Consider the following 14,418-nt stretch of genomic DNA (forward strand, 5'->3'; position numbering starts at 1 on the left):
TCTTCATCACCGCCGATGGATGTGCATTCTACAGCATTTCAGAGGGGTTGCAACCCCATTTTTTAAATAATTCAATAAAAACCTAACGACTGTTTATTATTTCTGCAAAATATACGTATATGCATACCTTTTAATCTAAAAAATTCCTTTTTTAACACTACAAACTTCTGTTTTCATAATCTCATTATTAAAAATAATCTTTATTTCTTTATTAACTGAAAAAATTACAATTTATGCTTCTTATTTTTTATGCCCTTTAATATCTTTTTAAAACTATTGTTTTGGAATAATTTAAATAAACCTTGTGTCGAAAATAATTCCTGATCCCCAAAAAAGTTCAATAATCAGAAGATTTTTTCTAATCACAGGTCTTGGATATTCAAATGAAGAATGAAGAATGAAGAATGAAGAATGAAGAATGAAGAATGAAGAATGAAGAATGAAGAATGAAGAATGAAGAATGAAGAAATATTATTTTAATAACTTTAATAACCGAATAATTAAGTGTGTTATTGATTAGTTATTTTAACCCCAAATACTTATCCTTACTCACTTTAAGCCAAACATAAATTTCAGGCATAAAAAAACCGCTTAACGCGGTATCTTTTATCTCGACCATCTTGAAGGAGATGGTCGGAGCAGTAGGATTCGAACCTACGACCCCCTGGTCCCAAACCAGGTGCACTACCAGGCTGTGCTATGCTCCGAATTCAACTTTAAAAGTTGGGGTGAATGACGGGATTCGAACCCGCGACAACTGGAATCACAATCCAGGGCTCTACCAACTGAGCTACATCCACCATTATCACATTTGGCTCTCAATATCAAGCGACCAAATGGCGCGCCTGACAGGATTCGAACCTGTGACCATCCGCTTAGAAGGCGGATGCTCTATCCAACTGAGCTACAAGCGCTTTACTGATGCTAACATCATTTGCCTTGAAGAATTGGTCGGAGCAGTAGGATTCGAACCTACGACCCCCTGGTCCCAAACCAGGTGCACTACCAGGCTGTGCTATGCTCCGATTCATCTCAGCTTTTGTATCGAACATCTCGTTCGGTACGGTGTGCATTCTAGGCGTGACGCCCTGAGACGTCAACACCTATATTTAAAAAAAATCGAAAAAACACTTCAAGCGTTTATTTATCAAGCATTTCAGACATTTTTTATACAAATTTCTAGCGTTTTAAGCTAGCACTAAAATCCAACATTCGATCTAGGGGTAATTTGGCTCGCTGAGCTAAAGCTGGGTCCACATGAATCTCCTGATCACGATGCTGCAAAACCTGCAAAATTCCATCAAGTTCGTTCATTGCCATCCAAGGACAATGTGCACAGGAACGACATGTTGCTCCTTCTCCAGCGGTTGGAGCCTCAATCAATATCTTATCCGGGACAGCTTGCTGCATTTTATAGAAGATGCCACGGTCTGTTGCCACAATTAATCGCTTGTGCGGTAAAGTTTGCGCAGCCTTGATCAGTTGCGAAGTACTCCCCACTGCATCTGCCATTTCTACCACGGACATGGGTGATTCCGGATGCACCAAAACTGCCGCATCTGGATATAAAGCTTTCATACTAGCAATGCCGCGTGAGCGGAATTCTTCATGTACGATACAAGCACCGTCCCAAAGCAGCATGTCAGCTCCGGTTTTGTTCTGAATATAACGACCCAAGTGCTGATCTGGTGCCCATATAATTTTTTCACCCAGACTGTCCAGATGCTCAATAATTTCCACTGCACAACTTGAGGTGACCACCCAATCGGCACGTGCTTTCACTGCAGCAGAAGTATTGGCATAGACCACTACAGTATGATCAGGATGAGCATCACAGAACTTGCTAAACTCATCTACCGGACAGCCCAGATCTAGCGAACAGGTGGCTTCCAGAGTAGGCATGAGTACCGTTTTTTCAGGTGAAAGGATTTTTGAAGTTTCACCCATAAATTTCACACCTGCTACCACAAGCGTCGATGCTGGGTGATCGCGACCAAAACGTGCCATTTCCAGTGAATCAGAAACACAACCACCTGTAAGTTCGGCTAGCTCCTGCACTTCAGGATCACAATAATAATGCGCGACTAAAACCGCATCCTGTTTTTCCAGCTCGGTCTGAATCTGGGCAAATTTTTCCTGTTTGGCTTGTGCACTGATCTGATGCTCTCTGGGATCTCGTAAACGATCTAAATGCGCCTGCACAATCGATTTAGCTTCATTCGCTATTAATTTAGTCGCATCATTCATAACAACTCTTACTCTACCCTCATGATTCATTATTCAATGAACCTTTCACCCTACATCCCGGTCATCTCTGGCGATACGCTATTTTTGACCAGTCATTAAAAATCATTAAGTATAAAAAAAGCCCCGCAATGGAGGCTTTCAAAACAATCTGGATTATGAACGATAATCTGCATTGATTTTTACATAATCATAAGATAAGTCACAGGTATAGACCGTATCTTTTGCTTCACCCCGTCCAAGATCAACATGAATCGTCATTTCAGGTTGTGCCATGACACGTGCACCTGCCGCTTCGGTATAATCTGCTGCTGCACCACCATCTTTGCAGATTTGTACATCATCTAACCAAACCTGAATTTTTGCAACGTCTAAATTTACTACACTGGCATAACCAATCGCAGCCAGAATACGCCCCCAGTTTGGATCAGAAGCAAAGATCGCGGTTTTAACCAAGGGTGAATGGGCTATGCTATAGGCTACATCACAGCATTCCTGGGTATTGGCACCCCCCTCGACTGTGACGGTAATAAATTTGGTTGCACCTTCACCATCACGCACGATCAGTTGTGCAAGGCGTTTCATGATGCGCATCAGTACCTCTCGCACCGCTACATAACGCGAATCTTCAATCGAAGTAATTTCGACACCACCCGCCTGACCTGTAGCAATCAAGATACAGGAGTCATTGGTTGAAGTATCGCCGTCAATCGTAATACGGTTAAATGACTGGTTTACTGTCTCAGACAAAAGCTGCTGTACCAGTTCACGGCTGATCGGCGCATCTGTGGCCACATAGCCCAGCATGGTCGCCATATTTGGACGAATCATGCCGGCACCCTTGGAAATACCTGTCATGGTATAAGTAATACCATCCAGTTCGAACTGTTCGGATGCACCTTTCGGTGTGGTATCCGTGGTCATAATTCCTGTCGCTGCATCCATCCAGGCATCATCACGCAATGAATCCAGGGCTGGCTGCAATCCACTGAGCAAACGTTCCATTGGCAACTGCTCGCCAATCACACCTGTTGAAAACGGTAATACTTCTTCAGGTTTTACTCCGGCCAGCTCGGCCAGTTTGGCACAGGTCGCTTCTGCATTTACCATACCTGTCGGGCCAGTACCCGCATTGGCATTACCGGTATTAATGACGAGATACCGTGGATTGCCTATCTTTAAATGTGCTTTTGACACATGCACCGGGGCTGCGCAGAAGGCATTCTGGGTAAATACCCCTGCAACATTGGAGCCGGCAGCCAGTTCAAATATCACCAGGTCACGTCGGTTCTGATAGCGTACATAGGCTTCAGCCGAACCAATTTTAACCCCTTTCACCACATGCATCTGTGGCATAGATACGTCACCAACTGCCATTTTAAAATCCAATCTTGAAGTTTCAGAAAAATACAGCTTAGTTGATCTGCAATAAAAAATCGAGCCAAAGCCAGAGCCCGCCTAAGATTTATTATAGATTTTCACAATAAAAAACCAGTCATCAAGACTGGTTTTCATATTTTTTAATGAGATATTTTTAGTTTTGTGCAATTTGTCCCGCTTGATTCAATAAAGCCTGTTTAGCCTGTTGCTGACTTACGCTTGAAAGGGCGGGATTTGTGGCAACAATCCGGTCTGCATTTGCTGCATTGGCCGCTGCAATTGCAGCAGTCTGCAATACAATCGGACGATTCTGATTGGCAAAGGTATAACTGATCCCCGTACGTGGACTGACTACCGTCACTTGTGTATCCGTGCGTTGCACTTGGGCAGTGGTCGTACCCACCGCTTGCTCAACTTTATCCAGTGTTGTGGTAGATGGAGTCTGTGCAAAACTTAATACAGGCATTGCCAAAGCAGCAATCATGAGCGTTTTTAATACTTTTTTCATTCAGGTTCTTCCACTTTGAGGTGTTGAATCAGCCATTAAATAGCATTTAATTCCTAAGACTGCAAACAGTATTCAATTTCTGAAAAATCTTCATACATAAAAAAATCAGAGCCATGCGGCTCTGATTTCTAATCCAGTTTAGATCTTGCCATGACACTGTTTGTATTTCAGGCCTGAACCACACGGGCAAGGTGCATTACGACTTGCCGGCGCTTCAAAGACTGGCGCTACAGGATTCGCCTGAGCATTCTGTTCGGTATCCATCTCATGTTCACCTGCAAGCAAGCCGTCAAATTCCTGATGAGATAGCTGCAAACGCATTGCCTCAGCCTGTGCCTGTTGCTGTGCTTCCATTTCGGCCAGTTCTTCAGGGGTCGGTACGTGGATACGCGACAGATCTGTCACTACATCGGACTTAATCGTACCGAGCATGTTCACAAACAGGTTATAAGCTTCTTTTTTGTATTCCTGCTCTGGATTCTTCTGTGCATAACCACGTAAATGAATCCCCTGACGCAAGTAGTCCATAGCCGCCAGATGTTCTTTCCAGTGACGGTCCAGAGAATTCAGCATAAAGTGACGTTCAAGCGACGCTGCAGATTCTTCACCCATTTGCTCACGACGTGAACGGTAGCGATTCAGCACTTCATCTGTAATACGCTCGACCAAAGCCTCTTCATCCAGACGACGGTCCTGTTCCAGCCATTGGCCGACAGGAATATCTATTGACAGGTCTTCACGCAATGCCAGTTCCAGACCTTCAATATCCCACTGGTCATGAATCGATTCAGGTGGAATATAATTGGCGATCACACCCTGCATCACTTCACGGATCATTTCTTCAATATAATCCTGCAATGAGCTTTCCGCCAGGATGTCATCACGTTGGCTATAAATAATCTTACGCTGTTCGTTATTGACGTCATCGTATTTCAACAGGTTCTTACGAATGTCAAAGTTACGTGCTTCCACTTTACGCTGGGCATTTTCAATCGACCGAGATACCATCTTGTGCTCAATGGCTTCATCTTCCTGTAAGCCCATGGCACGCATCATACCGACTACGCGATCACCGGCAAAGATACGCATCAGGTCGTCTTCCAGTGACAGGTAGAAGCGCGATACCCCAGGGTCACCCTGACGGCCGGCACGGCCACGCAACTGGTTATCGATACGGCGTGATTCATGACGTTCGGAACCGATAATATGCAAACCGCCCGAATCCAGCACTGCCTGATGATTGACCTCCCATTCTGCTTTCAGACGCGCTTCATCTTCAGGAGTCGGGTTTTCAATTTTCGCCAGTAATGCTTTCCAGTTACCACCGAGCAAAATGTCGGTACCACGACCGGCCATGTTGGTAGCAATGGTTACAGCACGTGGTGCACCCGCCTGGGCAATAATATCGGCTTCACGCTCATGCTGCTTGGCATTTAGCACTTCATGCTCAATGCCAGCTGCTTTTAGCTTGTCTGAAAGGATTTCAGACGCTTCAATAGTGGCTGTACCAATCAGGATCGGTGCGACACCAGCTTCATGCACACGCTGAATTTCTTGAATAATGGCGTTATATTTTCCTTCACGATTTAGATAAATCAAATCGTTCTGGTCATCACGGATCATTGGACGGTGCGTCGGAATCAGCACCACATCCAGACCATAAATTTCTTTCATTTCCGCTGCTTCAGTATCAGCAGTACCGGTCATCCCGGACAGTTTTTTATACAGACGGAAATAGTTCTGGAAGGTTGTGGTTGCCAGCGTCTGGTTTTCCGGCTGGATTTCCAGACCTTCTTTGGCTTCTACAGCTTGATGCAAACCTTCAGACCAACGACGTCCCGGCATGGTACGACCGGTATTTTCATCGACAATAATCACTTCACCATCGTTAATGATGTATTGCACATTGCATTGATAAAGATAATGGGCGCGAATCGCTGCAGTGACATGATGCAACAGGTTCAGGTTCGCCGCTGAATACAGGCTCTCACCTTCAGCCAGCAGGCCCATTTCAATCAGTTCACTTTCAATGGTTTCAAAGCCTACTTCAGTAATTTCAACTGAACGCTGTTTTTCATCAATCCAGAAGTGGCCACCGTCCGGCACTTTTTCTTCTTTCTGTGGTTTTAACTTTGGTGGAATATTATTAATGGCTGCATAAAGCTGCGAAGAGTCTTCACTTTGACCAGAAATAATCAGCGGGGTACGTGCTTCATCAATCAGGATCGAATCGACCTCATCGATAATGGCATAGATCAGACCACGCTGCTTTTTCTCGGCCAGCGAGAAGACCATATTGTCACGCAGGTAGTCAAAACCGAATTCGTTATTGGTACCGTAAGTAATATCAGCACGATAAGCTTCAGCTTTTTCCATCGGATTTTGCATGGAATAAATGATACCGATGCTTAAACCCAAAAATTCAAATAATGGACGGTTTAACTCGGCATCACGCTGTGCCAGATAATCGTTCACGGTAATGACATGCACACCTTGACCACTGATGGCATTCAGATAGCAGGCCAAAGTACCCATCAGGGTTTTACCCTCACCGGTACGCATCTCTGCGATTTTGCCTTCATGCAAGGTAATACCGCCGATCAGCTGCACGTCATAATGACGCATACCCATCACTCGCTTAGCGGCTTCACGACAGACTGCAAATGCTTCAGGAAGTAATTTATCAAGGGTTTCACCCTTATTATATCGTTGTTTGAATTCTTCAGTTTTTGCAGATAAGTCTGCATCGCTCAGGGATGATATCGTCGGCTCGAGCGCATTAATCTTGTCTACGATTTTACGCATGCGTTTGAGTTCGCGCTCATTTTTGGTACCGAAGATTCCTCCGATCAGACTTGCCAACATGAATAGACTCTCTAAATCTTGCTTGTCAAATGAATATGTTCTTAGTCGTTATTATGGTGCTAGAAATTTGAACTACAAGGGTTTTGCTGTAAAACCGCTAAAAAAATCTGATCCTTAGTTCTAGCCCTAAGATCTAAGGCAAAGTAATGTAGCAAATTTTCCCTGTGCAACATAGTCAATTAATTGACTGATTTTTGCACTTCTGGATAGATGGATATCTTGCTTATGCAGTTTATTCATAAAGAAAGCTAAAAACACTATTTTTAATTATATAAATCTTGGTTCATATTAAATCTTATCTCTCCATTAAAAAACCAATTGAGGCAAAAAGATGAGTTTACGTCTAGGCGATACCGCACCGAATTTTGAACAGCAATCCAGTGAAGGCCTGATTAATTTTTATGATTTTCTGGGCGATAGCTGGGGTATTTTATTTTCACACCCTGCCGACTATACACCAGTATGTACCACTGAACTTGGCTATACCGCAAAACTGAAAGACGAGTTCGCAAAACGGGGCGTGAAAGCGATTGCCCTGTCGGTCGATGATGTTGAATCACACCATGGCTGGATTAAAGACATCAATGAAACCCAGAATACCACGGTCAATTTCCCGATTATTGCCGATCAGGATCGTAAAGTCTCCGAGCTGTATGACTTTATCCATCCGAATGCCAGCGAAACTCTAACGGTTCGTTCTTTAGTAGTCATCGACCCCAACAAAAAAGTCCGTTTGATTATTACTTATCCTGCATCGACAGGACGTAATTTCCATGAAATCTTGCGTGTCATAGACTCCCTGCAACTCACTGATAAACATAAAGTAGCCACGCCAGCAAACTGGCAGCAGGGTGAGGATGTCGTGATCGTTCCTTCATTAAAAGATGAGGACGAGATCAAGCAACGCTTCCCTAAAGGTTATACCGCGGTAACGCCTTATTTAAGGCTTACGCCGCAGCCTGAGCAAAATTAAAAGCGCTATCATAAAAAACAAGAGAACTATCACTATAAAGCCTGTCTTCGGATAGGCTTTTTTATATTCAAAATCTCGTATTCACTTTAAACTTTAAGGGACAAAAACAACAATCAGGGTTTGTATGAAAATCTGTATATTTCCAATCATGATGAGTGGCTACCTCCTGACCACAGGTTGTGTGACCACGCCCGCCCTGCCTGCGCATGAACGTCCTCAGCATTGGGGAAAGACAATTCATCAGGAATATAATTTTCATCAAATCAGTAATTTTGTCTATCGTAGTGAACAGCCTTCATCCGAACTTATTTCTTTATTAAAACAGCATCACATCGATGTGGTTATTAATTTACGTTCGCGAGATCAAGACAGCATCATTTTAAGCAATGAAAAATTTCAGCTGCATCATGTACCCATCCATACTTGGGCACTTGATCGGGAAGATTTATTGAAAGTTATGTTACTGATCCAGCAAGCACAACAAAACAACCAAAAAGTTTTACTGCATTGTTATCACGGTTCAGACCGTACCGGTGCCAGTGTCGCCATGTACCGGATTATTTTTGAACATTGGCCGGCTGAGCAGGCGCTACAGGAAATGAAACATGGCGGTTATGGCTTTCATGCCATTTGGCGTAATATCGAAAAGTTATTCACGCCTGAAAATGTAAAATGGATTCGCGAACAGCTCGCAAATCCATCTACAGAAATTTCGACTAGCCAAAATAATTAACGCTTATCTAGTGGCACCCAGTCATTGACCCAAGCTGATTTCATATTCAGGCTGGCATCAGACGTGATTTTCTTGCGGAGTGCGTCTGCAGTATCACGGTCTTTAGAGGGTCCAACCATGATACGTATGCCTTTAGAAGTAGGACTTTTGGTGACCTTGTAACCTTTGGCACGCAGCTTGGCTGCCACCGCATCTGCATTGGCTTCATTCGCAGCCAGTGCCACCTGGACCATCCATTGCTTGTCCTCTTCTCCTTCCAGAAGTTTACGTGCCTGTTCAGCTTCTGCTTTCTTCTTGGCTTCTTCAGCTTTACGCTTTTCGTCGGCTTTACGTTTTTCCTCGGCAGCTTTACGTTCAGCTTCTTTCTTTTCAGTCGCTTTACGCTCTCCCTCGGCTTTACGTTTTGCTTCAGCCGCCTTACGTTCTGCTTCAGCTTTTTGCTGCTGCTCTAATTTGCGTTTTTCTTCTACAGCTTTACTTTCAGCCGCTTTACGCTCTGCTTCTTTCTTGGCTGCATCAGTAGAACTATTGGCTTTTTGTTGGTCCAGCTGCTGCTGGGCTAACTTTTTTTCTTGCAGTGCTTTTTCTTCAGCCAGACGTTTCTGCTTGGCCTGTTCGTCTTCGACCAGTTCTGGCGGAATATTATCGGAACTTTGCTGTCCCATACGGTGTGCATTCAGTGCAGCATATTCTTCTGCAGCTTTACGCGCAGCATCTGCCTCAGCCTGCTGTTGCATCGCTAAAAATTCGGCCGCACGCGCCTCCTGTTCTGCAACTGCTTTTTCGCGATCACGGCGTTGCTGTTCAAGTAAGCGTTTTTCTGTTTCCACATCGACCGTCAAAGAACCGAGTGAATGATTGCCTGATTCTTTATTTTCGACTTCCGCAGCCTGGGCCGGATTTTGCTGACGGTCATGATTGATTTCATCTTGGCCTTTCAGGAGTAATGCTGCCAATAAAACACCACCACCGAGTAAAACAACACCGCCCATCCAGCGCTGTTTGTTATTCATTGACATTCTTCCAAATACTCCCATACCGCTTCTAAGGTATGAAATGATCCACATACCAAAATCAGCTGATTATTATCGGTTTGATCCAGTGCTGATTTAAAAGCTAATTTTACATTGTCAAATTGTTCTATCGCCTCACCGCTTAAAGCATCAGCCAAAACTGTGACCTCTGCCGCACGCGGAACGGATAATGGTGCAATTTTCCACAATTGAACTGTGTCTTTCAATAACTTGGCGACAGAATTTATATCTTTATCTGCCAGCATTGAAAATACGCAAATAACTTCATTATATTTTTGATTATAATTTAAATAACTTCGCAACTGTTTCAGCAGAAATTCGACCCCATGCGGGTTATGTCCGGCATCAAAAATCACGGTTTTATTCTGGATTTGACGGATTTCAAACCGTCCCGGCAATTTTGCCGTTTGAATGCCTTGCGCAATTGCCTGCTGGCTGACATTTAATCCGCTCAGCAGAATGGCGGCCACGGCGGTAGAAATATTATCCAGCGCCAGCGATCCTGTTGGGAATTTTAAGGTTGTACCCGAAGAAGCAAAAGCCCAGCTTTGGCCATCTTCAAACGCTTCATAAAAATAATCCCGGTTGATTGCATACAAGGGCGCATTGCATTCTTGGGATGTATCCAGAATGGCTTGCGGGATCTGTTGCTGTCCACCAAATACCACGGGAATATCCGGGCGGATAATTCCGGCCTTTTCAAAAGCAATTTTCTCGATGGTGTCACCAAGCCAGTCGGTATGATCCAGACCAATATTGGTAATTACCGCAACATCGGGATTGACCACATTGACCACATCCAGACGACCGCCCAGGCCGACTTCCAGTACCCAGACATCACAGCACTGATCTTTAAAAATCACAAAGGCGGCCAGTGTGGTGGCTTCAAAGAAAGACAGGCTCAAACCGCATTCGCGACGAGCCTGATCGACCTGAACAAAAGCATCAATCAGCAACTGATCTTCCACCTCAATGCCGCGTAATTTCACGCGTTCATTAAAGCGATACACATGTGGAGATTGATACAGCCCGACCTTGAAGCCTTGCGCATTCAGAATCGCGGCCAGTGTGGTAGTGGTTGAACCCTTACCATTGGTTCCTGCCACCGTCAGCACTTTGGCCTCTGGAGATGTCACGCCCAGCTTTTCAGCCACCGGAATGACACGTTCCAGACCTAAATCAATACCCGTAACGTGAACATGGCTCCAATAATCGAGCCATGTATTTAAAGAATCTGTTGCTAAGGGTGCTGTGTTCAATGCAAATTCATCAACTTCGTAACGATACGATAAACTGTATCACGTAATGCGTGACGGTGAACAATCTGATCGATTACCCCATGATCAAGCAAGTATTCCGCGCGCTGGAACGGTTCTTCCAGTTTTTCACGTACGGTCTGTTCAATCACACGTTTACCGGCAAAGCCAATCATCGCTTTCGGTTCGGCAAGATGTACATCACCCAGCATTGCCAATGAGGCAGTTACACCACCGTATACCGGATGAGTCAGTACGACCACATAAGGCAGACCCGCTTCTTTTAAACGCTGGATCGCAGCCGAAGTACGCGCCATTTGCATCAGGGACAACATGCCTTCCTGCATACGTGCACCACCAGAAGCAGCAAAACAGATCAGGGGCTGACGGGTTTCAATCGCACGTTCTGCTGCCTGAACAAAGCGGTCACCCACTACTGTACCCATCGAACCACCCATAAAGTCGAATTCAAATGCACAGGCAATCATCGGTACGCCTTTCAGCAAACCTTGAATCACGACCAGCGCTTCAGTTTCACCGGTTTTCTTTTGCGCTTCTGCCATACGGTCTGGATAGGCTTTGCTATCGACAAATTTCAGTGGATCTTTGGCTACAAATTCCTGACCCAATTCTGTTTGCACCTGGTCAAAGAACCAGTTCAGACGTTCACGGGCTTTCATACGCAAATGTTCATCACATTGCGGGCATACATAGGCATTGAATGACATGGCAGTACGGGTCACCAATGCATGACATTCAGGGCACTCAATCGTAGGCTCGGTAAATGTCGCTTTATATGCCGTTTGCTCATCGGGTACCTGAATGCCCGGAACAGTGCGCTCCGTCCATGGGGTCGATGGGCTCAGAATTTTGCCTGATTTCAGTTGTTGACTCATACTAACTCATCGAGCGCTGCTCGAAGCTCCTTGACTTTATTCACCGTCGCAATAACGGCTTGTTCTGGTGCGAGCGTTGCAAACTGCTTTACAAACGCACTACCCACAATAACTGCATCGGCAGCAACACCCATCGCTTTCGCAGATGCAGCATCACTGATACCGAAACCTACGCCTACAGGAACATCAGTCACAGCTTTAATCTTTTGAATGCGTGCAGCAGCTTCAGAAACATCTAAAGTTGCTGCACCAGTCACGCCTTTCAGTGACACATAGTAAATAAAGCCGCTGGCCTGTTTTGCTACATGTTGAATACGTGCATCGGTTGAAGTTGGTGCCAGCAGGAAAATCTGATCCATGTCATATTTTTCCAGTACTTCACCCAGACTTTTTGCTTCTTCTGGCGGTAAGTCCACCAGCAGTACGCCGTCTACTCCACATTCATAGGCATAAGCCACAAACTTTTCATAGCCAATTACTTCAACCGGATTCAGATAACCCATCAGCACCACTGGTGTTTCGCGGTCTTTCAAGCGAAATTCTTTCACCATATGCAGTGCATCCAGTGTATTGGTCCCACCAGCCAGAGCACGTTCAGCAGCTAGCGCAATCACCGGTCCATCTGCCATCGGGTCTGAGAAAGGAAGTCCCAGCTCAATCACGTCGACACCCGCATCCACCATCTCATGCAACAAAGGCACCGTAATTTCTGGATGCGGATCACCAGCCATTACATAAGAAACTAAAGCTTTACGCTGTTGAGATTTAAGTTGTGCAAATCGGGCGGCTAAACGTGACATAGGGTGATATTTTCCTTAACGTGTTTCAAACTTGAGGCATTGACTATGTAGAAATACAAGACATCGCATTGTAACGCTATTTTTTGTCCAATGAACAGTCTGCGATACCGACCTCGAGTACTTCATTTCCTGTGCGAAGATTTCAAAACAATTCGGAAGGGTCTATTTACGATTATTTTGATTTTTTTCACAATGATCAAAGATGCCTAATTTTGCTATTACCTAAAATCTTGAATATTTAGATAAACTTATTTTTATCATATAAAAATTAATAAAAATGCAGATGTTAGCGCATTCATATAAAGTTTTCTGAAATTGCAAAACCTGCTTTATACTAGTCCTATTCTCTTACTTTTTTATCTCCTATGCAGACTGATTCTGAGGCGACAGTGCAGGCACGCGCCATTGCACTGCTGCCGCTTATTGTATTTTTAACCATATTTTTGGGTAGCGGAATCTATCATTCCCTGATCGGAACCGAGTTCGCGTTCTATCAGGTGAAAGCGCCTGTGGCTGCCCTGCCTGCGATTATCTTGGCTGCATTAGTGTATCGCGGTAAACTTAACCAAGGCATTGAGGAATTCATCAGAGGTGCCAGTCATCCGAACTTAATCCTGATGTTTATGGTGTTTATGCTGGCCGGTGCCTTTGCCAGCGTCAGTAGTGCCATTGGCAGTGTGGATGCCACTGTGCAGATGGGCTTGTCGGTGATTCCACCCACATTTATTCTGCCGATGCTGTTTGTGATCTCGGCCTTTATTGCCACGGCTATGGGTACCTCCATGGGCACCATTGCAGCCTGTGCGCCGATCGCTTTTGGATTTGCCGAGGTCACCGAGATCAATGTAGTTTATGCGGTTGGTGCGGTCGTTGGTGGTGCCATGTTCGGTGACAATCTTTCAATGATCTCGGATACCACCATTGCTGCAACGACCAGTCAGGGCGTACAACTGCGTGACAAATTCAGAGTCAATGTCTGGATTGCGGTTCCTGCCTCAATCGTGACTATTTTGATTTACGTGTTGAGTAGCGGTAGTAGCAATGCAGTGGAATACAAGGACTTCAACTGGCTTCTGGTCTTACCTTATATCGCCGTATTTATTTTAGCCTTTAGCCGTTTACACGTTCTGGCTGTGCTGACCATTGGGGTACTACTTTCCGGCTTGTTTGGCCTGTTTGCCACAGCTGAATTTGATCTGCTCAAACTGAATACTTCAATTTATGATGGCTTTGTCGGCATGTTTGAAGTGGCATTATTGTCCATGTTCCTGGGTGGCCTGTCGGCGATCATGCAACGTGAAGGCGGTTTACGCTGGCTGATCGAGCGTATTTATAGCCTGACCCGTCTGTTTAAAGTCGGTCAGCAACGTGCTGGCGAAATCGGGATCAGCTTCTTGGTAGTATTTTCGAATATTTTTGTGGCCAATAATACCGTGGCGATTATTCTGTCTGGAGATATGGCACGTGAAGTTGCCAAAGAATACGGTGTAGATCCCAAGCGTTCTGCGGCACTGATGGATATTTTCTCCTGTGTGGTGCAAGGGTTGATTCCCTATGGCGCACAGTTACTACTGGCCTGTTCTATTGCAAAAATCTCACCGGTTGAACTGATTGGTGGTGTGTACTATTGCTGGATTCTGGCCATTTTTGCGATTGCGGCGATTGCATTTAGATTCCCCAAGATCAAAGCCAGCGCTTAACCTCACCATTTTCTTCAAATAAAAAAGCG

General features: G+C 44.8%; 11 protein-coding genes and 4 tRNA genes. 3 read left to right on the top strand and 12 right to left on the bottom strand.

Annotation, left to right across the window (positions count from 1 at the left end; genetic code table 11):
• Window positions 1-630: 630 nt before the first annotated feature.
• From AY605_RS03990 to secA, 8 genes are all read right to left on the bottom strand, one after another.
• Window positions 631-707, bottom strand: a tRNA-Pro gene (locus AY605_RS03990).
• 17 nt (window positions 708-724) lie between these two features.
• Window positions 725-800, bottom strand: a tRNA-His gene (locus tag AY605_RS03995).
• Window positions 801-837: 37 nt separating this feature from the next.
• A tRNA-Arg gene (locus AY605_RS04000) sits at window positions 838-914 on the bottom strand.
• Between the two features lie 34 nt (window positions 915-948).
• Window positions 949-1,025: transfer RNA gene (locus AY605_RS04005), tRNA-Pro, on the bottom strand.
• 154 nt (window positions 1,026-1,179) lie between these two features.
• Window positions 1,180-2,247, bottom strand: a complete 1,068-nt coding sequence (gene nadA / locus AY605_RS04010) for a quinolinate synthase NadA (protein WP_064095183.1) — start codon at window positions 2,245-2,247, stop codon at window positions 1,180-1,182.
• 153 nt (window positions 2,248-2,400) lie between these two features.
• Complete coding sequence (gene argJ, locus AY605_RS04015) at window positions 2,401-3,621, bottom strand: bifunctional glutamate N-acetyltransferase/amino-acid acetyltransferase ArgJ (RefSeq protein ID WP_064095184.1); 1,221 nt, start codon at window positions 3,619-3,621, stop codon at window positions 2,401-2,403.
• A 157-nt stretch (window positions 3,622-3,778) separates the two neighbouring features.
• Window positions 3,779-4,132 carry a hypothetical protein gene (locus AY605_RS04020; RefSeq protein WP_064095185.1) on the bottom strand — a complete coding sequence of 118 codons (354 nt, stop codon included), beginning with the start codon at window positions 4,130-4,132 and terminating at the stop codon, window positions 3,779-3,781.
• A 138-nt stretch (window positions 4,133-4,270) separates the two neighbouring features.
• On the bottom strand, window positions 4,271-6,997 hold the full coding sequence (secA, locus tag AY605_RS04025; RefSeq protein ID WP_064095186.1) for a preprotein translocase subunit SecA: 2,727 nt from the start codon (window positions 6,995-6,997) through the stop codon (window positions 4,271-4,273).
• A gap of 331 nt (window positions 6,998-7,328) precedes the next feature.
• Between secA and AY605_RS04030 the strand changes: the two genes are divergently transcribed.
• Window positions 7,329-7,970 carry a peroxiredoxin gene (locus AY605_RS04030; RefSeq protein ID WP_064095187.1) on the top strand — a complete coding sequence of 214 codons (642 nt, stop codon included), beginning with the start codon at window positions 7,329-7,331 and terminating at the stop codon, window positions 7,968-7,970.
• Between the two features lie 124 nt (window positions 7,971-8,094).
• Window positions 8,095-8,703, top strand: coding sequence for a dual specificity protein phosphatase family protein (locus AY605_RS04035; RefSeq protein ID WP_064095188.1), 609 nt, complete (start codon window positions 8,095-8,097; stop codon window positions 8,701-8,703).
• Here AY605_RS04035 and AY605_RS04040 read toward each other — a convergent pair.
• Genes AY605_RS04040 through trpA form a run of 4 tightly spaced genes read right to left on the bottom strand, consistent with a single transcriptional unit; the run spans window position 8,700 to window position 12,689 of the window.
• Window positions 8,700-9,716, bottom strand: a complete 1,017-nt coding sequence (locus AY605_RS04040; protein ID WP_064095189.1) for an SPOR domain-containing protein — start codon at window positions 9,714-9,716, stop codon at window positions 8,700-8,702. The two genes, AY605_RS04035 and AY605_RS04040, sit on opposite strands and share 4 nt — an antisense overlap.
• Window positions 9,713-10,996, bottom strand: coding sequence for a bifunctional tetrahydrofolate synthase/dihydrofolate synthase (gene folC / locus AY605_RS04045; RefSeq protein WP_064095190.1), 1,284 nt, complete (start codon window positions 10,994-10,996; stop codon window positions 9,713-9,715). Before folC ends, AY605_RS04040 begins: the two co-directional genes overlap by 4 nt.
• A complete protein-coding gene (accD, locus tag AY605_RS04050) occupies window positions 10,993-11,889 on the bottom strand; it encodes an acetyl-CoA carboxylase, carboxyltransferase subunit beta (RefSeq protein WP_064095191.1) in 897 nt (298 codons plus the stop codon). The genes folC and accD overlap by 4 nt, the downstream gene beginning before the upstream one ends.
• Window positions 11,886-12,689, bottom strand: a complete 804-nt coding sequence (trpA, locus tag AY605_RS04055) for a tryptophan synthase subunit alpha (protein WP_064095192.1) — start codon at window positions 12,687-12,689, stop codon at window positions 11,886-11,888. The genes accD and trpA overlap by 4 nt, the downstream gene beginning before the upstream one ends.
• Before the next feature lie 365 nt (window positions 12,690-13,054).
• Between trpA and AY605_RS04060 the strand changes: the two genes are divergently transcribed.
• Window positions 13,055-14,389 carry a Na+/H+ antiporter NhaC family protein gene (locus AY605_RS04060; RefSeq protein WP_064095193.1) on the top strand — a complete coding sequence of 445 codons (1,335 nt, stop codon included), beginning with the start codon at window positions 13,055-13,057 and terminating at the stop codon, window positions 14,387-14,389.
• The last annotated feature ends 29 nt before the right edge of the window (window positions 14,390-14,418 follow it).

It is taken from the genome of Acinetobacter sp. SFD, from assembly GCF_001647575.1.
GTDB lineage: Bacteria > Pseudomonadota > Gammaproteobacteria > Pseudomonadales > Moraxellaceae > Acinetobacter > Acinetobacter pecorum.

Bases quoted from the DNA above. Each gene is read 5' to 3' on its own strand.
- trpA (WP_064095192.1), bottom strand. From the start codon at position 12,689: ATGTCACGTTTAGCCGCCCGATTTGCACAACTTAAATCTCAACAGCGT.
- secA (WP_064095186.1), bottom strand. From the start codon at position 6,997: ATGTTGGCAAGTCTGATCGGAGGAATCTTCGGTACCAAAAATGAGCGC.
- AY605_RS04060 (WP_064095193.1), top strand. From the start codon at position 13,055: ATGCAGACTGATTCTGAGGCGACAGTGCAGGCACGCGCCATTGCACTG.
- AY605_RS04030 (WP_064095187.1), top strand. From the start codon at position 7,329: ATGAGTTTACGTCTAGGCGATACCGCACCGAATTTTGAACAGCAATCC.
- AY605_RS04020 (WP_064095185.1), bottom strand. From the start codon at position 4,132: ATGAAAAAAGTATTAAAAACGCTCATGATTGCTGCTTTGGCAATGCCT.
- AY605_RS04035 (WP_064095188.1), top strand. From the start codon at position 8,095: ATGAAAATCTGTATATTTCCAATCATGATGAGTGGCTACCTCCTGACC.
- argJ (WP_064095184.1), bottom strand. From the start codon at position 3,621: ATGGCAGTTGGTGACGTATCTATGCCACAGATGCATGTGGTGAAAGGG.
- AY605_RS04040 (WP_064095189.1), bottom strand. From the start codon at position 9,716: ATGAATAACAAACAGCGCTGGATGGGCGGTGTTGTTTTACTCGGTGGT.
- nadA (WP_064095183.1), bottom strand. From the start codon at position 2,247: ATGAATGATGCGACTAAATTAATAGCGAATGAAGCTAAATCGATTGTG.
- accD (WP_064095191.1), bottom strand. From the start codon at position 11,889: ATGAGTCAACAACTGAAATCAGGCAAAATTCTGAGCCCATCGACCCCA.